Source organism: Simiaoa sunii, from assembly GCF_014337175.1.
GTDB lineage: Bacteria > Bacillota > Clostridia > Lachnospirales > Lachnospiraceae > Acetatifactor > Acetatifactor intestinalis.
Genome location: NZ_CP060633.1, coordinates 3120738 through 3141907, shown reverse-complemented (window position 1 = coordinate 3141907; position 21170 = coordinate 3120738). Strand labels below are relative to the sequence as shown.

General features: G+C 43.7%; 17 protein-coding genes and 1 pseudogene. 14 read left to right on the top strand and 4 right to left on the bottom strand.

What is annotated here, in order from left to right; genetic code table 11:
- The first annotated feature begins 73 nt into the window (after window positions 1-73).
- Together H9Q77_RS14500 and H9Q77_RS14495 are read left to right on the top strand one after the other, a co-directional pair.
- Window positions 74-1543 (top strand): PTS transporter subunit EIIC, encoded by a 1470-nt coding sequence (locus tag H9Q77_RS14500; protein ID WP_022154622.1) that lies wholly within the window; start codon window positions 74-76, stop codon window positions 1541-1543.
- A 125-nt stretch (window positions 1544-1668) separates the two neighbouring features.
- On the top strand, window positions 1669-2106 hold the full coding sequence (locus H9Q77_RS14495; RefSeq protein ID WP_249325997.1) for a type IV pilin protein: 438 nt from the start codon (window positions 1669-1671) through the stop codon (window positions 2104-2106).
- A 20-nt stretch (window positions 2107-2126) separates the two neighbouring features.
- On the opposite strand, the gene H9Q77_RS16970 is transcribed toward H9Q77_RS14495, so the two are convergent.
- Window positions 2127-2552, bottom strand: coding sequence for a hypothetical protein (locus H9Q77_RS16970; protein WP_408641160.1), 426 nt, complete (start codon window positions 2550-2552; stop codon window positions 2127-2129).
- A gap of 18 nt (window positions 2553-2570) precedes the next feature.
- Window positions 2571-2792, bottom strand: a pseudogene (locus tag H9Q77_RS16965) (endo alpha-1,4 polygalactosaminidase); the annotation flags it as partial.
- Between the two features lie 443 nt (window positions 2793-3235).
- Here H9Q77_RS16965 and H9Q77_RS16655 point away from each other — a divergent pair.
- The 5 genes from H9Q77_RS16655 (at window position 3236) to H9Q77_RS14460 (ending at window position 8386) form a co-directional block, all read left to right on the top strand.
- Complete coding sequence (locus tag H9Q77_RS16655) at window positions 3236-3985, top strand: PocR ligand-binding domain-containing protein (protein ID WP_283244770.1); 750 nt, start codon at window positions 3236-3238, stop codon at window positions 3983-3985.
- Window positions 3986-4175: 190 nt separating this feature from the next.
- Window positions 4176-5015: a DUF6033 family protein gene (locus tag H9Q77_RS14475; protein WP_118547547.1), complete on the top strand. Its 840-nt coding sequence runs from the start codon at window positions 4176-4178 to the stop codon at window positions 5013-5015.
- A 20-nt stretch (window positions 5016-5035) separates the two neighbouring features.
- On the top strand, window positions 5036-6139 hold the full coding sequence (locus H9Q77_RS14470; protein WP_118547548.1) for a hypothetical protein: 1104 nt from the start codon (window positions 5036-5038) through the stop codon (window positions 6137-6139).
- A 353-nt stretch (window positions 6140-6492) separates the two neighbouring features.
- Window positions 6493-7845 (top strand): ATP-binding protein, encoded by a 1353-nt coding sequence (locus H9Q77_RS14465; RefSeq protein ID WP_118547549.1) that lies wholly within the window; start codon window positions 6493-6495, stop codon window positions 7843-7845.
- 25 nt (window positions 7846-7870) lie between these two features.
- Window positions 7871-8386: a DJ-1/PfpI family protein gene (locus H9Q77_RS14460; RefSeq protein ID WP_118547550.1), complete on the top strand. Its 516-nt coding sequence runs from the start codon at window positions 7871-7873 to the stop codon at window positions 8384-8386.
- Here H9Q77_RS14460 and H9Q77_RS14455 read toward each other — a convergent pair whose 3' ends face one another.
- Window positions 8387-9175 carry a class I SAM-dependent methyltransferase gene (locus H9Q77_RS14455; protein WP_118547551.1) on the bottom strand — a complete coding sequence of 263 codons (789 nt, stop codon included), beginning with the start codon at window positions 9173-9175 and terminating at the stop codon, window positions 8387-8389.
- Between the two features lie 72 nt (window positions 9176-9247).
- Window positions 9248-9853, bottom strand: coding sequence for a TetR/AcrR family transcriptional regulator (locus H9Q77_RS14450; protein WP_249325996.1), 606 nt, complete (start codon window positions 9851-9853; stop codon window positions 9248-9250).
- 191 nt (window positions 9854-10044) lie between these two features.
- Between H9Q77_RS14450 and H9Q77_RS14445 the strand changes: the two genes are divergently transcribed.
- The 7 genes from H9Q77_RS14445 (at window position 10045) to H9Q77_RS14415 (ending at window position 21048) form a co-directional block, all read left to right on the top strand.
- The gene (locus tag H9Q77_RS14445; RefSeq protein WP_249325995.1) at window positions 10045-12318 is read left to right on the top strand and encodes a helix-turn-helix transcriptional regulator; all 2274 of its coding nucleotides are present in this window, start codon (window positions 10045-10047) and stop codon (window positions 12316-12318) included.
- Between the two features lie 149 nt (window positions 12319-12467).
- On the top strand, window positions 12468-14198 hold the full coding sequence (locus H9Q77_RS14440) for an extracellular solute-binding protein (protein ID WP_118547554.1): 1731 nt from the start codon (window positions 12468-12470) through the stop codon (window positions 14196-14198).
- A 99-nt stretch (window positions 14199-14297) separates the two neighbouring features.
- The gene (locus H9Q77_RS14435) at window positions 14298-15200 is read left to right on the top strand and encodes an ABC transporter permease (RefSeq protein ID WP_118547555.1); all 903 of its coding nucleotides are present in this window, start codon (window positions 14298-14300) and stop codon (window positions 15198-15200) included.
- Window positions 15201-15552: 352 nt separating this feature from the next.
- Window positions 15553-16125, top strand: coding sequence for a carbohydrate ABC transporter permease (locus H9Q77_RS16765; protein ID WP_330595974.1), 573 nt, complete (start codon window positions 15553-15555; stop codon window positions 16123-16125).
- Window positions 16126-16141: 16 nt separating this feature from the next.
- On the top strand, window positions 16142-18544 hold the full coding sequence (locus tag H9Q77_RS14425; protein ID WP_118551343.1) for a PemB family protein: 2403 nt from the start codon (window positions 16142-16144) through the stop codon (window positions 18542-18544).
- 167 nt (window positions 18545-18711) lie between these two features.
- Complete coding sequence (locus H9Q77_RS14420) at window positions 18712-19935, top strand: ATP-binding protein (protein ID WP_118551344.1); 1224 nt, start codon at window positions 18712-18714, stop codon at window positions 19933-19935.
- Window positions 19936-19956: 21 nt separating this feature from the next.
- Complete coding sequence (locus H9Q77_RS14415) at window positions 19957-21048, top strand: Fic family protein (RefSeq protein WP_118547558.1); 1092 nt, start codon at window positions 19957-19959, stop codon at window positions 21046-21048.
- Window positions 21049-21170 lie beyond the last annotated feature (122 nt).

Genomic DNA, 21170 nt, shown 5'->3' with positions numbered 1-21170 from the left:
GGTACGTCCGTATCAACTAATGAAACTGACCGGAACTGTTCCGGTTTAGTATAATGTAAAGGAGGAGAAATGTATGAAGTTTCTTCAAAAACTGGGTAAAGCGTTAATGCTTCCCGTAGCGGTTCTGCCGATCTGCGGTATCCTCATGGGTATTGGTTACTGGTTGTGCCCGGCAACAATGCAGGGTGGTGCGATCGAGGGTGTAAGAAATCTGATCGGTCTGTTCCTCGTAAAAGCTGGTGGTGCTCTGATCGACAACATGGCGATCCTGTTTGCAATCGGTGTAGGTGTCGGTATGTCAGAGAAAAATGACGGTACCGGAGCCATTGCAGCTCTGGCTTCCTGGCTGATGCTCACAACACTTCTGTCTACCGGATTTGTTACGACCATTATGCCCTCTATCGCTGAGGATGCTACCAAGACACTGGCATTCGATAAGATTGCGAATCCCTTTATCGGTATTATTGCCGGTATCATCGGTTCCATGTGCTACAACAAGTTCAAGGATACCAAGCTTCCCGACTGGCTGTCCTTCTTCAGTGGTAAGCGCTGCGTAGCTATCGTAGCAGGTGTGGTATCTATTCTGGCATCTGTTGTACTGCTGTTCGTATGGCCTTTACTGTTCGGCGGTCTGGTAGCTCTCGGTGAAGCTATCGTAAGTCTGGATGTAGTCGGTGCCGGCATTTATGCTTTCCTGAACCGTCTGCTGATCCCTACCGGATTACATCACGCACTGAACAACGTATTCTGGTTCGATACCATCGGACTGGGAGATCTGCAGCACTTCTGGAAAGGTGAGACAAGCGCTGATGTATCCTGGAGCCTTGGAATGTATATGTCCGGCTTCTTCCCTTGTATGATGTTCGGTGTCCCCGGTGCGGCTCTGGCAATGGTAAAATGTGCAAAGCCCGCCAAGAAAAAGGCAGCGATCGGTCTGGTAGCTTCCGCAGCAATCTGTTCCTTCATCTGCGGCGTTACCGAGCCCTTTGAGTTTGCATTCATGTTCTTAGCTCCCGGACTGTATGTGATCTACGCAGCACTGTACGGCATCTTCACCATGATCACTGTTGCTCTTGGCTTCCGTGCAGGCTTCAGCTTCTCCGCAGGTGCGATGGATCTGCTGTTCTCATCCCGCCTGCCTGCAGCGGCTAGAATCTGGCTGATCATCCCTCTGGGTATCGCAGCATTTGTTGTATTCTACTTCGTATTCCTCTTCGCTATCAAGAAATGGGATCTGAAGACCCCCGGTAGAGAAGATGATGATGTAGAAGCAGAGAAGAAGATCGAGCTGGCAAATGATGATTTCGCAGCAATCGCAGCAACCATTCTGGAAGGCTGCGGCGGCAAGGACAACATTGCAAGCATTGACAACTGCATCACAAGACTGAGACTGGAAGTAAAAGACATTACCGCAGTGAATGATAAGGTGATCAAATCTGCAGGCGTAGCCGGTGTCATGAAACCCGGTAAGACCTCCGTTCAGGTAATCATCGGACCTAAGGTTCAGTTCGTAGCGGATGCATTTTCCAAGCTTTGCGAATAATAAAGCACTGATAAAACTGAATATATGACCGGAAGAAAGACCTGCTTGGGAAGACCATGCGGGTCTTTGTTATACGCAGGCCCGATGCCTGCGGGATGTATTGTAATGTAATGGAGAGAAAAGTCATGAAAAAATCAACAGGAAAGAGGGGAAACGGGGGATTTTCATTAGTAGAGCTGATCATTGTAATAGCTATCATGGCAGTGCTGGTGGGAGTACTGGCACCGCAGTATCTGTCTTATATACATAAGGCAAAGGTCGCTGCAGACCAGGCGAATCTGAAGAACTATTTTACGGAGATCCAGCTGGATTATATTACTACAGGAAAGTATAACCCGGCGGTCTATAGCATGTCTTCGGATAGACCGGATTCGCTGAAGCAGCGTGAAATTCATTTTCTGAACGGATCGACAGCCAAAATGCAGGCCGGATATTTCTCGGTGACAGAGGACACACGAGGGAAGGGGGGATACAATATCTATTATTATTGTGATGAGTGCCTAAGTGATAATGCTAGTGTGAAAAATAAGCATCTGGATACCTGTGCGACAACATTTCTGTGATGGCGGTTGAGAGGAATATGTTATCTTCCCAGACATAACCCGATATTATCAGAAATGTAACAAATGTACCCATGCTTCCCGGCGTAGGCGGCTGCCTGTCTGCGGATGGTGGGATCCATTGCGTATTCCAGGGTGTAAGCGGTACAGCCGTGTGACATAGCCAGATCTAGATACTCAGTATAGTATTCACGCGTGCTTTGATCATTTTTAGTATAGATATCCTTTGAAAAATCATACGCAGTAAAAACGTTCTCCTGGTTTACCCCATCGATGAGAACGTTTTTTTCTGTTGTAAGATATTTTTTTACAAAACAGTCCCCACCGTTGATCATGATCTTTCTGCCGGTATGGTCCATATAGTCCAGAATCGTAAGGATTCCGTCATAGATGGATTCCTGCGGATAGTTATAGTATACATCCGTGTTATCGACAAAAAAGCCGTCCACACCCTTCTGTACCAGGGCGTCTACTCTGGAAGCTGTACATGCCTGCCATTCCGGAGCTGAGACATCGATCCATTTTTCCTCCGGCCAGTTCTCATAGGCACCCAGAGTATATTTCTCAAAGTCTGTATCATAGGACCGGAAGCTCTCGATCGATCCGATATTGATATAGGAGAAGATTTCACGGATACCATTTTCTCTTAAACGGGCAATGTCGTTTTTGGAAAAATATTCCGCATCTATGACAAGCAGATCAATGTCAGAAAGTTTATCTGTGATCTCAGAATCTTCGCCGATCAGGACAACGTATTTTTCTGCTCCATCGGAAGGACCAGCGGAAGAATATCTTCGTTTTCTTCAATTAACGGTACCTCCTTTTGCCGCGATCAGCCTTAATATCCGAATCCAAAGTCGGGGGCTTTTGACCCCGACATCATAATTATACTATAGATGACATAGTATTTCATCTATTTTGAAGTGGCTGGAGGGAATGAAGCATAGATAGAAAATGTTGTGAAAATATCGGTAAAAATGGCAAAAAGGGCGAAAAATATTGCAATTTGTGGTATAATTTTTATGTAAATGTAAGATGATGCCGGGATCAAAAAATTCCGGATTTGATACGTTCAGCGGTTAAGATAACCGGGAAAGTAGGGAGTTATATGAAGATTCAGGATTTTTGTGACATGAACAAATTTGAACAGATCATGAAGAACTGGGCAGGCAGCACGGGACTGGCAACCGTGGCTGTGGGTGCAGACGGAAAATACATCAGTGACTGTTATAATTTTACAGAGTTCTGTATTGATCTGACGAGAGGAAGCGCAGAGGGGAAAAAGCGCTGCGAGCAGTGTGACAGAGAAGGCCATGGTGTATATCCCTGCCATGCGGGACTGGTGGATTTCGGTATTCCGATCACGCTGGAGGATGGAACCGTGCTGGGCAGTATTATCGGAGGACAGGTGCTGCCGGAGAATCCGGATGAGGAGAAGTTCCGTCAGACAGCGAGAGAGCTGGGAATTGATGAGGATAAATATATTAAGGCTCTGAAAAAGGTAAATGTGAAGACTAAGGAGCAGATCGACGCTTCTGCAAATCTGCTGGGTGATGTGATCAACATGTTCGTGAGAGCCAGCTACGCCAACTGGAAAAACGAGAATCTGGTAGGTGAATTAAAGGGTGGCATCACGAAAGCTGCGGAACAGATCGAGGAAGCAACGGACAAGACCAAGGAAATCGATGGTTACAGCAAGAGACAGCAGATTCTGGCACTGAATGCTTCGATTGAGGCAGCAAGAGCCGGAGATCAGGGCAAGGGCTTCGCCGTGGTGGCAACGGAAGTACAGAAGTTAGCGAGAGATATGGCGACCTCAAGTGCGGACATTAAGAAGCTGTTGGGAGAGCTGCATGTAACGATCAACCATTTGAATCAATAGTAATTTAGAATAAAGTTTACAGGAAAACCGTTAATCTGATCCGCAAAGGCACAGAAAGGCGGTTTTTTTGCACTTTTTGCCTGTTTCCTTTTGATGTGTATAAAAAAGTCGGAGAAGCTGTCCGATATTCTCAATAGAGGAACCAGGTAAACAAACGGATTTGGCATTTATTTTCAAGGAGGAAATAATTATGGCGGGAATCGGAGCAACCGGCAGCATAGGTGCGTATGCTGCGCAGAGTGATTACAGCAAGAGTACGAAGACGAAGAAGCCGGAGGTATTCGGAACATCAGATAAGACAGCCGGCACAACAAGTGCGGGAAAGCCTTCCGAAACGGCACAGACCAGGGGAAAGACTGCGGATTACGGCAGAACCATCGGTCAGCCGGAGCTGTCGGAGAAGGCTGCGAAATACTACGAACAGCTGAAAAAGAAGTACGGCAATTATGATTTTATTCTGGTCAGCCGTGACCAGAAGGAAAATGCAAAGGCAAATGCCGCGCAGTACGCCAACAGCTTTAAGACTGTGGTACTGATCGATGAAGACAAGATTGAGCGGATGGCGACAGATGAGAAATTCCGGAAGCAGTATGAGGGAATCTTAAGCGGTGCGGCTGCACAGATACAGCAGTTAAAGACCAGCCTGCAGAGTTCGGGGGCGCAGGTAAAGGGTTACGGAATGCAGGTAAATGATGGCGGAACATTGTCATTTTTTGCAGTGCTGAAGAAATCAAGCGCGGATCAGAAGGCAAGAATCGAGAAAAAAGGCGAGCAGAAGAGAGCAGAAAAAAAAGCTGCGGAGAAGAAGGCTGCTAAGAAAGAAAAGGAAGAACGGCTAAAAGACAAGAAGTCGGATAAGGTAGCAGACAGCAAGGAGGAAGCCGGCACAGAGGATACGGTAACGATCAGCGCCGGTTCCATAGAAGAACTGTTGTCTAAGATAGAAACCTACAATTTCAACACACGGAGTGACAGTGTACAGACCGCAGGTGAACGGCAGATCGGCCAGAACTTTGACTTCAGAGGGTAAGGTGAGGATGTATGATTTCTATGGGGAGGCCCGGAGGTGCTTACGGAAGCGGCAATACCGGTTTGCCGCAGGCATTTTCCGGAGGAAAGAAGACGCAGAACAATCAGAAGAGTATCTTTGGAGCAAAAAATAAAAGTTCTGTCACCGATATCCGGCGGATGTTGGCGAGAGATGACCGGAACGGACAGACACAGGTGGCGAACAGTTGGGGACAGGATTCTATTGTGACGAGTACTTTAAGTTACAGTGAATCGCTGCGGAATCAGAGACAGCAGACAAAAAATACGACATTAGCACTGAAAAAACTGAAGTACCAGTTTAAAAGTATTTCTTCGAAGATACTGCGGAGCAAGACTTCCCAGGCGGCGAAGCAGGCAGCCGGACAGGCGAGAAGAGAGATCATGCGCCTGAAGCGTCAGAAGCAGAACAGTGACAGCGACAGTGAAGAGATCGATGCAGCAATTGCTCATGCACAGGCTATGGAACGTGTGGCGAAGAAGAAAGCAAAACATCTCGAAGAAGAGGAAATGGTGAAGGCCGCGGGTGGAATCTGCCAGGGAGACCGGATCAGCGAAGAAGAGACGAAGGATGTGCAGGACGCAGAGGCGGAAAACGCGCAGAATGAGGAAGAAATGTCTGCGGAAGGTTCTGCGGATGAAGTGTCCGGGGACTTCTCTGCGTATGAGTATGCAGGCAATGAGGCGTATGCAGGGGATAGCTATGATACATCTGACCATATTGCTCTTGGCATGGATACATTCTATGCGCAGGCAGGAGACTTTATGTCGGAAATGAGCGATTTCACCTCGGAGCTGATGCAGGAAATGTCCGATAGCTTACGTGATCTGATGGAAGAGATGGGGCTGGATGGAATATCAGATACTGCGGTCTCTGTGAACAGGGAGATGGATCCCGCAGACCTCAAGATGATGAAGATCAAACACCGTAACAAAGAGATGAAAGACATCGTCAAGGCTGATGCGGAGTACCTGAAAGCAGTCTTCGACCACCTGGAGAAAATGAAAGACAATGCAGTCATTCCCACCGGGACTTCATTTTCCGCAGATGCTGTCGGCGTAGGCGTACCGGCGGCTCCCATGCCGGTGATCAATATTACATTATAGGATAGACATATAAGAAGAAATTTGACATCCCGGACACTGTGTTTGTGAGACAGACATAGTGTCCGGGATGATTTTATATAGAAACATTTTTGATTTTCGTGAAAAACTCTGCAAAAACATTTTTGGATTTCGTGAAAAAGAATACAAAAATATTTTTGATTTTCGTGAAAAATAGTATACATACATTTTTGATTTTCGTGATATAATGAGTGCAAGGGAGTCAACACGCTTGCGTGATTGACGAACGACGAATTTGTTCACGATAGCTGCGAAGCAGCGTAGAGCATCGAAGATGCGAATCGTGAAATAATGAGCGTAGGCAACGTTAAAAGTTATTAAGAGGATATAAAAACATGGTATTTAAAAGAAAAATGTATGATAAATTAAAACAATGGAAAGAACTTTCCGGAGGTTCTTCTGCTGTTTTGCTGGAAGGTGCCAGACGAATAGGGAAAAGTACGATCGTAGAAGAATTTGCTAAAAACGAATATGATGATTATATGATATTGGATTTTGCAAAAGAAGGAAAAAATGTCAAAAACAATTTCCTGGAGAACATGAATGACCTGGAGACTTTTTTCAGAAACCTTTTTTTACTAAAAGGAAGAAGCCTGAAGGGGAATCATTGTGTAATTATATTTGATGAAGTACAGCTGTTTCCGCAGGCGCGTCAGGCAATCAAATATCTTGTGGCGGATGGCAGATATGAATATATAGAAACCGGATCCTTGATATCCATACGCAAGAATGTTACCGATATATTGATTCCATCGGAGGAATACCGAATCAAAATGTATCCCATGGATTTTGAAGAGTATTTATGGGCAATGGGTGATAATGTTACTTTTGAAGCGATGCAGAGTGCTTTTCAACACAGGAAACCGCTGGGAGATGCCATTCACAGAAAAATCATGCAGAAATTCCGCACTTATATGGTAGTGGGAGGAATGCCACAGGCTGTAAATGCTTTTGTGGAAGGGAAAACTTTTGCACAGATTGATTTTATAAAGAGAAATATATTAAGCCTGTATGAGGAAGATCTGGCAAAATATGATACAGAGAATCGAGAAAAAGCCTCGGTAATCTTTAAGAAGATTCCGGAGCAGTTGGAGAATAAAAATTCACACTTTCGGTTTTCGTTGATAGACAAAAATGCGAGATACCAAAATTATGTCGATGCGGTGAGCTTTATTGCAGAAGCCATGATTGGAAATGAATGTATCAATGTGACAAAGCCTGAAGTAGCGTTGGAATTGTTTGCGGACCGGAGCAATTTTAAGCTTTATATGGGGGATACAGGACTTCTCGTGACACAGATCATGAGAAATAGAGAAGATACAGAGGAAGACCTGTACAAAGCACTCATATTTGATAATCTGGGAATCAATCAGGGAATGATTATGGAAAACATTGTGGCACAGATGCTAAAGGCAGCCGGCCATGATTTGTATTTTCATGAATATCAATATCTCCCGGAGGGGGCAATAAAAGAACAAAAATATGAAATTGATTTTCTTGCAGTGAAAAAGAAAAAAATTTGTCCGATAGAGGTAAAATCTTCGGGATATACATCACATAAATCCTTTGATTATCTGGGGAAAAAATATCAGATGAAAATGCAGGACAAATATATTGTGTATACGAAGGATCTTAAATACCAGGATGAAATCATGTATATTCCTCTTTACATGACAATGTTTATTTGAAAATGATTATATGAGGGCTGAGCAAATGAAGACTATGGTGTTACTGTATGATACAAGCTGTATTTACGAGATTGTGATTCTGAATTATTTTCTAAATGCGACGGGAAAAGAAATGATTTTTGTATCTCCGGAGGGAAATCCTGTCATGGCAACGGAAGGATACCGGATTGAGGCAGAGGATCGGTTGGATCACGTAAATCCGGGAGATGTGGAACTGTTGATTATTCCGGGAGGAGATATTACGCAGATCGATACTCCGGAGGTATGGGAATATTTGAAAAATGTTCACGATTCTAATGGTCGGATCGCTGCTATCTGTGCAGGTGTTGATGTGTTGGAGCATGCCGGACTGTTAGAAGATGCAGAGTCGATACATTCCTGTGAAAAAGATGTAGTGACTTCCCACCGAATCACCACTTCAAGAGCAAACGGATATGTGGATTTTGCAATTGAAGTGGCGAAGCAGATGGAACTTTTTGAGGATGAAGCAGATCTGCAGGAAACGATTGCTTTTTGGCGGGAATTTCAGCGAGTGGAATGATTATTTCCGCCCGTACAGGATTCCCATGCCGGAGATCATCCAGGGAGCAGCGGCATATCCGGGGATAAAATCCAGTTTCTTCTCAAGATTGCCGATGTAGTGAATTTCTATGACTCCTTCTTTTTTCAATTCTTCGACAAATTCTTCCATGTCACCGTAGAGTGCTTTCTGGGAGAACATGTCCTGAAAGGAGAAGGCACCGCCCTTTTTGACTATGCGCAGAGCTTCTCTGACCACATCCCGTTTATCCTTGACGGAACGGACTTCGTGGAAGACAAAGTTGCTGACAGTGGCATCGAAGGTCTCATCCGGATCTTCCAGATGGGCGGCATCTCCTTTGTGGAAGGTGATCCGGTCGGCAACACCCTCGGCTTTCGCATTGGCTTCACACTGCTCCTTGGCATAGTTCCACTCGACACCCCAGTAGTCCATACCGACGAGTTTTGCCTTGGGGAAAGCTTTGGCGCAGCGGATCGTCAGGGCAGCCGCACCACAGCCGATGTCGAGAAGCGTACCCTCGCCGTCCCATTCCAGATGATCTACGAGGTGCTGATGGACTTTTGCCATCATGTTGCCTTTGCCGAAGGCAAACAATTCATGACAGATGTGCATGTAAATGCCATAGACCAGGCAGATCGCGGCAAGAATGCCCAGGATCCATGCCGGAATGACAAGATGCAGCACCGGCCCGGTCACACAGGCGGCAATGCCGAGCACGGCAGCAGCGACATAGCACAGCGCCAACATTTTTTCGGGTACCCAGTTTCCGTAGTTTACGTTTTTGTTCATAACTAATCTCCTTTTTTCCAATATAACAAAAGTTATATTTGTTATTTTTTATAAAAGAAAATGCCCACCGCCTTAACGGTGAGCATCCTTCTCGCTCTTGAAATATGCAATTAAACCCTGCGTTCCGGCATCGGCGTGAATACCGATGGCTTTCGTCAGGAACATGCGGTGTTCCATATCATAATCTCCCTTGATCAATTCCAGAAATCCATGTAACCTCATGGATGCAAGGATTCGTAACAATTCCTTATCGGGCACAAAGCCCAGTTGTTTTTCATAATAGCCCTGAAAGGCTGTGAACATATTGTTGAAGACGACATCCCGGAAGGACTCGTATTTGCTGCCAGAGCATTTCTCCAGTACCAGTTCACATTCCTGCCTGTGCGCACAGATGTATTCCATGATCTCACGTTCATTCTGCTCTGCGGTCTCAGGATGTTCCTGCTCCCTTTTGGCTATTTGCTGCATCATTTTCTGATACTCGGCAATCAGGGGATCCAGGATTGCCCCCAACAGAGCCTCTTTATTTTCAAAAGAGAAATAAAAAGCCCCGGTAGTAACTCCGGCACGTTTGCAGATATTCCGGAGGTTCGCCCCGGCGTAGCCTTTTTCCAGAAATTCTTCCCTGCCGCAGCGGATTAAGTTTTCTTCCGTGATTTTCTTGCGATCTGTCTCCATAACAATTGTTATATTAGCATAGACTAACTCGTGGGTCAAGAGGAGCTTTTGCATAGCATATGATTGAATCGGTATCCGGCATGGTGGAGGAGCTTTTTGTCACTGCATATTGTAAAACTGTCACTTTACTTTCTTGCTATGCTACACGTATAATGAAACACTAAGATGTTATCAATATGAGGTGGCAGGCTATGGGAAAAAACAGTGTCTTCTGGAAATGGATGATATCATATGTAGCAGTCATGCTGGTATTTTTGCTATGTAACAGCATTACCTATTGGCAAGGAAAACGGATTCTGTTACGCAATCAGGAAACGGAGAACGAGAAGATTGTCGAGCAGATCTGTGATAATCTGACAAACATAGAAGAGACTATGCGGGACCTGTCTTATTCTGTGCTGGCACAGGAAGATACCATTCTTCTCGGCAAAAATTCTTACCATGGAAAAGAGGGAAGTGCGACCGGGGCTACAAAGTATTCCCGATATACATTGTGTGAGCTATTGAGAGAATATCAGAAGATCAACGGCAATTATGCATCTATTCTGTTATGTTTTGTCGATGATGAGTACATTGTTTCCAGCGATTCTGCAAATACAGAGGAGAATTACTGGCGGACCTATCAAAGCCAGTATGGAGGAATACCTAAAGAACAATGGATAGAACTGCTGCAGGGAACTTACAACAGTATTACTATGAAGTATGGAAATGAACAATATGTCTTCTTTGCGGGAACAATACAAGATAGAAAATGGGATCGCACACAAATCAATATTTTCTTTGTTTATGAACGGTCGCAACTGCAGCGAATCCTGTTCCCTTCCCAGGATGAGAGCGTATGTCTGGCACTGGACGGAGATATCTTCCTTATGGATCAAAACGGAAGCCAATGGAGCGCTGAAGATCAGGAAAATCTACAGTCTGCGATTACGGAGAAAACTGAGAGCGTTCATTTGGCAGAAGCAGATCAGACGGTACAGTTAGATTATTATGAAGGTATCAATAATTACAAGATTCTGGTGAGCCGACGAAAGGACTATTTTCATGAACTGAAAGGCTATCAGTGGAGGGTAAGTCTGATTCTGGTCAGCTTTACGACTATTGGGATTCTGCTAATGATCTATTTTCTCCGCAGAAATTACAGTCATGTAACAAAACTGTTGGAACGGCTGGAGATTAAATCGTCGCAAAGGGGAGTCGGCAATGAATTCCAGATGATTGATGGATATTTTCACCAGATGCGTCAGAATCTAAAGGAGACAGGTAACAGACTGCAGCGTCAGAATCTTATTTTTCAAAAGGAATATTTGGAGAAATTATTGCAAGGAAAAGTGCCGGAAAATGTGGAATTGATAGAAGAAATGTGTGGTATTCGTTGGTGTGGCGAACAATTTACAATCTTGCTTTTTTATATGGAAGAGATTGAACGAGATGGCAGTAGGGAATGGGATCAAGTCCATGAAAAACAGAAGGATCTTGAATTTGTGCAGTTCATTGTAGAAAATGTGAGTCATGAATTGTTCCAGAACAATGGATGTATGGTATATCCCATGATCGTCAGCGAAGTGTTGGTAATCCTTGTGAATTTCCCGGAAAACGAGACCATACACAACAGAGATATTACATTGGAAACAGTAATGCAGTTACAGGAATTCATGGATGAACATATGGACATACGATATACTGTGTCTGCGGGACAAATCTGTTGTGGAAGAGAAGGGATTGCAGATGCATATCAGCAGGCAATATACACCATGGAGACCAAGAGAATCTATGAATTGGAAGATACTGTTTTCTATGAAGACGTTAAAGTAGGACCACAGTACGGATACTATTATCCGCTGGAGACGGAGCGGGAACTGATTTGGCAGATTCGACAGCAGAATGTTGTGCGTGCAGAAGAAATTATCAGCAATCTGTATGAACAGAATGAACGTAATAATAGCAGCAATCATACAGAAGTGATTCGATATTTGGAATATGACCTGCAGTGTTCCATGCTTAAGGCATTGGAACACACACAGGATTTTCAAGAGTATCTGTATTTGCGCGGAAAGGAATGCCATGGAAAGCAGGCACTAATTGAGAGAATGTACCGAGTATGTGAAAGCCTTCAGAAGGAACAGGTCGAGGATAGGAGAGAGGAAAAGGAACTGTGTGAAAAAATCATAATGTATATACAGCAGAATATTGCGGACTGCAATCTGAATGTGACCTCAATAGCAGAACATTTTCAGATATCATCGGTCCAGATGTCTAAGACGTTCCGTAGTGTAAAGGGGCAAAAATTGCCAACATACATTTCACAGCAGAGAATTCAGAAAGCAAAAGAAATTCTCTGTTCATCGGATGATGGACTAAGCGATGTGGCAGAGAAAGCAGGATTCGGAAGCGTCAGAACACTTCTTCGCAGTTTTAAACAGAGCGAAGGAATGACACCTAGCCAGTGGAAGGATGGACAATAATTTTTGTCACTTATCGGGAGAAAAAGAATAGTATGGACACAATTTTTTGTCACTTGAAGGTGTAAGCGAGCATCGGTAAGATAAAGGCGTACACAAAAGACTGCGCAGTCTGAACCGGAAACAAAAATAAGATTCAGGAAGGACAACCTATGAAAAAGAAGACAATCAGTATTTTAATGTCAGCACTTCTTACTATGGCGGCTATGATAACCGGATGTGGCAATACAGATAATGTAGAAACAAAGGAGACTATAGAGACACAAAACGAACAGACATCTGAAGCGATGACAGAGCCCGCTTATGAACTTCTGGATTCTCTGAATAAAAAAGAAGGAGATGAACTGACAATTCCCAGAAGCAATTATGTCTCCTATCCTATGGAAGATACGGGCGAGACTCTGACCGTGTGGATGGAATACTGGGCAAGCGATGCAGCGGCATCCGCCAATGAAACGTTGTGGGCTAAGAACTGGCAGGAAATGACAGGTATCAAGGTAGAATTTATTCAGCCTACAGAGGGAAGTTCCAGTGAAGAATTCTCTACAATGATTGCAAGCGGCTCTCTGCCAGATATTATTGTATGGGAATGGACGAATAACTATACCGGTGGGCCGGCTGCTGCTGAGGCGGAAGGAGTATTGACAATCCTTGATGATTACGTACAGCCGTACGGTGCGGCAGCAGATCTGTGGCAGTATCTGCAGGATAATCCTACAGTAGACCGAGAGGTCAAAAATGACGATGGTCACTACTACTGCTTCCCGTTTATTCGCGGCAACACTTATCTCCAGTGTACTACAGGTCCTATGTATCGTGCTGATCTGTTGGAAAAGGCAGGATATACGGGTAAGCTTGAGACACTTGATGATTGGGAAGCAGCATTGACTGCATTAAAAGAGTATGGTGTTGAGAAGCCGATGGTAGTACAGTCGCTGGAATATTTGATGAGATTCATGGGAAGTGCATACGGTATTCGTGCCGGAATGTATGTGGATGACCAGACTGGAGAGATTAAAAACGGCTATACACAGGAAGCATATAAAGAGCTGATGAAGAGAGCAAACGAATGGGTTGATAAAGGGCTATTGGACGCAGAACTGTTGACTTGCGACAAGAAAACTGCCATGAGCTATATTATGAACGATCAGGCGGCTGTTACCGTAGGCGCAGGCGGAAGCTTTCTGGGAAGTATGATCAAGAGTGTGGCTGCGGATCCTCAGGCTTATAACCCGGATTTTAAGATGGCAACAGCGTCTTTCCCGGTAATGAACAGCGGAGATACTGTAATGTATGGTGGTGGTTCATACGATTATGCTACTACCAGTAATGCATCGGCGGTTATTACAGCAGACTGTAAAAATCCTGAACTTGCCGCAAAATTCCTCAACTATTGTTACAGCCAGTCAGGACATTATATGATCAATTATGGTAAAGAGGGTGAAGCATATACTATGGTGGACGGTATTCCGACCTATACGGATGAGATCATGCATAATCCGAACGGCTGGAGCGTGTCAACGGCAATGACTTATAACGGCCTGGCCAATGGAATGGGCCCGTTTGTACAGGATGCAAACTATATTTTCCAATATTATGAGACAGAGGAACAGAAACAGGCACTTCATGACTGGGCAGATGGAAATGAAAGTCAGCAGACATTGATTCCACCGATCACTTTGAAGGAAGATGAAAGTAAACAGTACAGTGTGCTGAGTACACAGATGAATACTTTTATCTCGGAATATAGTGCGAAGTTCTATACACAAGTGTTGGATGTGGACACAGAATGGGATAATTATATCAAACAGCTGAATGATATGGGAATGAATGACATGATTGGAATATATCAGTCTGCATTGGATCGGTATAACGAAAGATAATATCCCGAACGGCCGGACCGGAGGAATCCGGTGCGGCCGTTTGTTGTATTATGGGTTATCTTAAACACTGTGCATGAGAGATTTACAAGGAGAAATGCTATGACAACATTAAAAAAGATATGGAAGCAGAAAGAACTGTATCTGCTCGTACTCCCGGTGCTTCTGTACTATCTATTATTCCATTATAAACCGATGTACGGATTGATCATCGCATTTATGGATTACAGCCCACGAAGAGGAATCTCAGGAAGCGACTGGGTAGGATTACAGCATTTTATCAGCTTTTTTCAAAGTATTTATTTTAAGAGATTGTTGGGGAATACTCTGAAGATCAGTCTGGCAACGATTGTATTTGGATTCCCGGCACCGATCATTCTCGCATTGCTGATGAATGAACTGCGGAGCAAAAAATTTTCGCGTATAACGCAGACGATTACCTATATGCCACATTTTATTTCCACAGTTGTCATTTGTTCTATGATTCGGGAATTTATAAAACCGGAGGGATTCATCACACAGATTCTGGTTCATTTGTTTAACTATAGCGGCAAAAACCTGTTAAGTGGACCTGAGAATTTCCTGCCAATCTATGTGATCAGCGACATCTGGCAGGGGATAGGATGGGGCTCGATTGTCTACTTGGCGGCTCTGACAGCAGTAGATACAGAATTATATGAAGCAGCGCAGATTGACGGAGCCGGTCGATGGAAACAGATGCTGCATATCACATTGCCCGGAATCATGCCGACGATCATTATTATGCTGATCATGAGACTGGGACAGGTAATGAGTGTTGGATATGAGAAGATCATTCTGTTGTATAACGAAGGTATTTATGAGACTGCTGATGTTATTTCGACGTATGTATACCGCATGGGTCTGGTGGATCGACAATATTCCTTCTCTGCTGCGGTAGGTCTGTTCAATTCAGTAGTGAATTTCGTATTGGTCATTCTGGCAAACCATATTAGTAAGAAGGTCAGCGATACCAGTTTATGGTAAAAGGTAACAAGGCTAGGAGGAACAGGAACAGATGAAAATGAAGACATTGAACAGAACGATCAGGAGAAGTAGCGGAGAAAAAATATTTGACATATTTAATGTATGTTTTATGGTTTTAATGATGATCATATGCATATATCCATTTTGGTATGTAATATGTGCATCTTTCAGTAAAGCATCCTTACTCATGGGGCATCCGGGAATTTTGTTCCGCCCATTGGGATTCACAACGGAGGCTTATAGGAAAGTTTTCTCTAATTCCAGAATATGGATTGGATATGCTAATACTATATTTTATGTGATTGCCGGAACATTGATTAATCTCGTTACGACGGTACTGGGGGCCTATTTCTTGTCCAGAAAGGATGTGCCTGGGCAAAAGACCATTACAGTATTGATTATGTTTACAATGTATTTTTCCGGGGGACTAATTCCGCAGTTTTTGAATATTCAACAGTTAGGATTGTATGATACGAGATGGGCAATTTTGTTGCCGGGAGCAGTCAGCACATTTAATCTGATCATTATGCGTACTTCAATGGCATCCATAGACAGCAGCCTGGAGGAATCTGCCCGACTGGACGGGGCAAATCATTTTACGATCCTGACACGGATTATGGTACCTCTGACGAAACCAACCATGGCAGTACTTGTGCTGTACTACGGTGTCGGACATTGGAATTCCTGGTTCAGTGCCATGATCTATCTGGATGATCATAACAAAGAACCGCTGCAGCTGGTAATCCGCCAGATTCTGATACTGAGCAGTGGATTATCGGGAATGGGAGATTCGGATACGGAACTGATCGCGGAAGCTATCAAATATGCTACCATTGTAGTGGCAACGGCACCGATTCTGGTGCTGTATCCATTCCTACAGAAATATTTTGTCAAGGGAATGATGGTTGGATCCGTGAAAGGATAACCGAGGAGGCTGAAGGATGATAGACAAAAATACAATGATAGAAAAACTGGATGAGAAGCACCTTATGCTAGACAGAAATGCAGATCCAGGAAGTACATGGTGTTTTCGTTCGTGGCAAGAGCTTTTCCATTCCGGGAAAATACAGGACGGAACACAGGAAGCGCCGATGACAGTGTATCTGATGCCGGATGTCTACTGGCTGCATGACCCGGAGGATCAGAAAATATTCCGTGGAGCAGAGGGGGATTTCCTGCCCTATGAGCAGAAAATAAGCTGTAACTGGCTGCGCCTCATCGGATTATCTGAACATCCGGAGGAGGTTGTAATTGCAGCCAACAAAGGACAATCCCATGGCTGCATCGGTAATTACACCATGCTACACTTTGAAGGCGATGGATTGTATCTAGAGAATCTTACCATTGGAAATTATTGTAATGTGGACCTGAATTATCCGGGGGATATATCAAAGAATAAGAAAAAGCGCTGCGCGGCGATTACACAGGCACAATTGGGAGATGTGAAAGGAGACCGGTTTTATGCGAAAAACTGTCGCTTTGTCAGCCGCCTGAATCTTTGTCCCATTTGCGGTGCCAGGAGAAGTCTCTATGAGAATTGTCATTTTGAATCTACAGATGATGCTCTGAACGGCAACGCAGTGTATTTAGGATGTGATTTTGATTTTTATGGGGAATGCCCGATTTCTGCGACAGATGGCACGGGGAGTGCTTTTCTGGATTGCCGGTTCCGCATTCGCGGACATCGGGACCGCAACGGTGCAGATCAGTATTTCATGAAGGGACAGGGAACAATATATGTGATAAATTGCAGATTTGAGGACATGAGGGACGAGAGTACAGATCACTCACGACCATTATGGGTGCAATGGACGCGCTATCCCCAACCTGAGACAGTATGCTATGTGTATGGGAACGATACACCGATAGGGCCAGCGGAACATACAGTGGATCTGACCGGTAAGCCGGGATTAGCAGCTTTTCTGACAGAAGGGGAAGCGACAAAGTATAATATCAGAAATTTATTGTGCGGAACCGATGGTTGGGATCCTCTTGGAGAGGGAAAGGCGAGCGGAAAAGAATTGTTGCCGATACAGTTGGTATTAAATCAAAGCATGCTGACATTAACAGAAGAACATCGTAGTAGAAACGTGTGTGTCACAGCCAGATATTTCAGTGGGGAGATAACGGAAAAATTGAATTTGACGTTTGAGATGGTCGGAGATGAGGAAGCGCAATTGGGAATCAGTCTGCTGAAGCAGGGTCACACACTGATACTCAGTGGGGAAAATGACGGGACCGGCATCTTACAGGGCATATTGCTCGCACGTACGGATACCGGGTTGATGGCAATGGCTGAGGTTGCGGTGACACCAACGACTCGTCCCGCACCGGGGTGGATTCAGCATCCTCATATCCTATGGCAGTCGGGAAAATTTGTACTTCATTATGAATTGGAGAGGAAAGGGGCAGAGGATGCCTCGCTGATCTCCTGGGAATTGGAGAAGGATGGAGAGCGTCAGCGAGTCTCTGTCAGTCGTCCCGGTGTGGAGAACCTCGAGTATTTCCCCGGAAATGAGGCGATTGGTGCAGCAGTGTATGTTCAGATCATACCAAAACTAAACTGCAGTCTACCTGCAGAGACGGTGGAATTGTGTGCCTGTAAGGAAATGAACGCAAATATGATTACTAATCCGTGTCAGATCCAGACGGATTTTTCGAATTTCCCAACTGAACGTCAGCCACTGATTCGGTCAGGGTGGTGGACAAGAGATTTTTATACACCGCGGGAACCTCTTACAGAGTGGAGAAAATGGGAACAGAAATTGCCTGATATGCCATGGGTATATCGTATGGCGGGAAACGGTTGTGTAGGGGCAGGCCTGATGCCTGCTATACAAGGGGTGATGTTGTTTTATACATTTCAGAAAGAAGCTGGCAATATGAAAACGGAGATATTATTGGATCCCGCGAAGACATTCGGTCAGGGCTTTGGAAGTGCCGGACAATATATGGACGTATGTGTGGGATTTGATCCTGAATCCATGACTGGTCCTGCGTTCAGGATCTTGCGTTCACCGGATATTTCCAATGGAGTGGAAGTGTTCCCGGTATACTATAAGAACGGGCTTACGACATTGCCGGAGACAAGAAGATATACGGCAGGATTTGTGACCGGCTGTCATATTGAGACAGAGATCAATAACCGGAGTCTGAAAGTGCATCTGTGGACGGAAAAAGAGCTTTCTACAGGAATCTTAGAATATCCATCGGATATTACTATGGAGACCGGGGCAGTACCTGCGGGCGGAAGTATGGGGATATTGCATACTGGTACCTGTGGAGGCGGAGGATGGCAGAATACAGTGATGCTACATGGTATTCGTGCACAGCTTATGGACTGATATAGTCTTAATATTCGTAAATATCGCTTTTCACCTATCAAGTGAACCATAAAAAAATATAATAGAAAAGAAGATACAGCACAAAGTAGCAATAGTTTCTCACATATGAGAAACTATTGCTACTTTACACTGAAAGTTCTATAATAAAAGAAACGGAGGTGGATGAAATGATTGCTCGACCCAGATATATGAAGATTATCAAAGATTTTATGGATAAACCCGTTATAAAAGTAATTACCGGGATGCGGCGAAGTGGGAAAAGTGCTTTGTTGGAACTGACAAAGCAGGAACTGCTTAACATAGGTAAGACTCCGGATAATATTATATATATAAATTTTGAATCGTTAAGATACGAATACTTGAAGGAATACAGAGCATTGTATCAACACCTGATAGAGCTTGGAGACAAGACAACTGGAAAATTGTACATTCTTCTGGATGAGATACAGGAGGTAGATGGCTGGCAACAGGTAATTAACTCTCTGCGTGTGGATATGGACTGTGACATTTATGTGACTGGGTCAAATGCAAGACTGCTATCCGGTGAACTGGCTACATTGTTAGCCGGCAGATATGTGGAAATCAGAGTATATCCGTTGGACTTTAAGGAATATCTTAAGTTTGCCGAGACAAACGAAGGAGAGGCTGGACTGACACGACAGGAGCATTTTGCCAATTATGTCAGATTTGGAGGTTTGCCGGGAATTCATCAGATGACATGGGAGGAAGACAGAATCATACAATACCTTCAGGATATTTATAACTCAGTGCTGTTAAAGGATGTAATTGCAAGAAATAATATCAGGGATACCGTATTATTGGAAAATATTGTCAAATATATCATGGATAATATTGGAAATACATTTTCGGCAAAAACGATTTCTGACTTTTTAAAAAGTCAGGGACGAAAGCTAAGTACAGAGACTGTTTATAATTATCTGAAGGCCTTGGCAAATGCGTTTTTGATTGCAAAGGTAGCGCGATTTGATATTAAGGGAAAGAAAATACTGGAAACACAGGAAAAGTATTATTTGTCCGATCTTGGAATCAGACATGCGGTTATGGGATACCGAGACAATGATATTGCAGGAGTATTGGAGAATATTGTGTACTTGGAACTTCTTCGCAGAGAGTACGCGGTAAATATCGGAAAACAAGGCACTACGGAAGTGGACTTTGTGGCAAACAGACGGGATGAAAGACTGTACGTTCAGGTATGCTATATTCTTACACCTGAAAATACAAATCGGGAATTTGCTCCTCTAGAAGCAATTGCAGACAATTATGAAAAAATGATACTGTCTATGGATTCCTTATTGCACATTAACAGAGGAGGTATACGGCAAAAAAATATTTTAGATTTTTTGCTGGAAAATGAAAAGATATTTTAGATTGGGAAGGACGGATAATTTATGAGTGATATTAAGAATTGGCAGACTGAATTGGATGAATATATCCGTCAGGGGGAACCGAATGAGGTAGAAAAGAGTAATGCCTGGAAAACAGCAATCGGGCTCCAGAGTGTAGACGGGTTAAAAGTATCGGAATACCTTTTAAACACTGCAAAAGAGCACATCGAAGGCAAAATCAGTATTACTGATGCAGATAAAAGAATTCAAACCTATTATGAGGTCAGAGCTGATAGAAGTGAGATAGAAACTGATGAGAAAGAGGCGGATATTGTCTCTGTAAGGATTGCAAAGCTTTTAGGGGAGAAAACTTTTCAGTTTTCACCGGCGGAGTTTAGAAATATTCATGCAAGACTGTTTTCCGGTGTATTTAAACAGGCAGGAAAAATCAGAGATTATAATATAACAAAAAAGGAATGGGTATTAAAAGGTGATACGGTTATCTATGCATCTTTTGATAGTATAAGAGAAACATTGGAATATGATTTCCAACAGGAAAAAGATTTTTCTTACGAGGGCTTGTCTTTGGAAAAATGTGTGAAGCATATTGCAAAATTTACATCCGATATATGGCAAATTCATCCGTTCTGTGAGGGAAATACCAGAACAACAGCAGTATTTATCATCAAGTATTTAAAGACCTTTGGCTTTCAAATCAGTAATAGGGCATTTGCAGAAAATTCATGGTTCTTCAGAAATGCATTAGTCAGAGCCAATTACAATGATTGGAAAAACAATGTGTATGAAACTACCGAATTTCTGGAAATGTTTTTTGAAAATTTATTGTTGAATAAACACCATGAATTGAAAAACAGATATATGCATCTTGATTATAGAAAGGGAAATAGTGTTCAAAGTGCCAAAAATGAGAGCCCAAAGTGCCAAAATGGCACTTTGGATTTGACGCTAGAAGAAATGGCACTTTTGAATATTCTCAAAGCAGAACCAACAATCACTCAGAAGGGGATAGCAGAACTTTCCGGGAAATCAGAGAGGACGATTAAGCGCAGAACAATAGAGTTACAGGAGAAAGGGTACATCTGCCGGGAGAATGGTAAGCGAAATGGTAAATGGACGATTTTGATTGATATGTAATAAAAGTGATGAAAGGCATCGGAACATCCGGTGCCTTTTTAAACATTTGGGAACCTTTTTACCGTCCGGCGACTCATATAGTATGAAGCCGGCGAGGAGAAGGAGGTGTTACCTTGTCAGTT

Bases quoted from the DNA above. Each gene is read 5' to 3' on its own strand.
- H9Q77_RS14500 (WP_022154622.1), top strand. From the start codon at position 74: ATGAAGTTTCTTCAAAAACTGGGTAAAGCGTTAATGCTTCCCGTAGCG.
- H9Q77_RS14495 (WP_249325997.1), top strand. From the start codon at position 1,669: ATGAAAAAATCAACAGGAAAGAGGGGAAACGGGGGATTTTCATTAGTA.
- H9Q77_RS16655 (WP_283244770.1), top strand. From the start codon at position 3,236: ATGAACAAATTTGAACAGATCATGAAGAACTGGGCAGGCAGCACGGGA.
- H9Q77_RS14475 (WP_118547547.1), top strand. From the start codon at position 4,176: ATGGCGGGAATCGGAGCAACCGGCAGCATAGGTGCGTATGCTGCGCAG.
- H9Q77_RS14470 (WP_118547548.1), top strand. From the start codon at position 5,036: ATGGGGAGGCCCGGAGGTGCTTACGGAAGCGGCAATACCGGTTTGCCG.
- H9Q77_RS14465 (WP_118547549.1), top strand. From the start codon at position 6,493: ATGGTATTTAAAAGAAAAATGTATGATAAATTAAAACAATGGAAAGAA.
- H9Q77_RS14460 (WP_118547550.1), top strand. From the start codon at position 7,871: ATGAAGACTATGGTGTTACTGTATGATACAAGCTGTATTTACGAGATT.
- H9Q77_RS14455 (WP_118547551.1), bottom strand. From the start codon at position 9,175: ATGAACAAAAACGTAAACTACGGAAACTGGGTACCCGAAAAAATGTTG.
- H9Q77_RS14450 (WP_249325996.1), bottom strand. From the start codon at position 9,853: ATGGAGACAGATCGCAAGAAAATCACGGAAGAAAACTTAATCCGCTGC.
- H9Q77_RS14445 (WP_249325995.1), top strand. From the start codon at position 10,045: ATGGGAAAAAACAGTGTCTTCTGGAAATGGATGATATCATATGTAGCA.
- H9Q77_RS14440 (WP_118547554.1), top strand. From the start codon at position 12,468: ATGAAAAAGAAGACAATCAGTATTTTAATGTCAGCACTTCTTACTATG.
- H9Q77_RS14435 (WP_118547555.1), top strand. From the start codon at position 14,298: ATGACAACATTAAAAAAGATATGGAAGCAGAAAGAACTGTATCTGCTC.
- H9Q77_RS14425 (WP_118551343.1), top strand. From the start codon at position 16,142: ATGATAGACAAAAATACAATGATAGAAAAACTGGATGAGAAGCACCTT.
- H9Q77_RS14420 (WP_118551344.1), top strand. From the start codon at position 18,712: ATGATTGCTCGACCCAGATATATGAAGATTATCAAAGATTTTATGGAT.
- H9Q77_RS14415 (WP_118547558.1), top strand. From the start codon at position 19,957: ATGAGTGATATTAAGAATTGGCAGACTGAATTGGATGAATATATCCGT.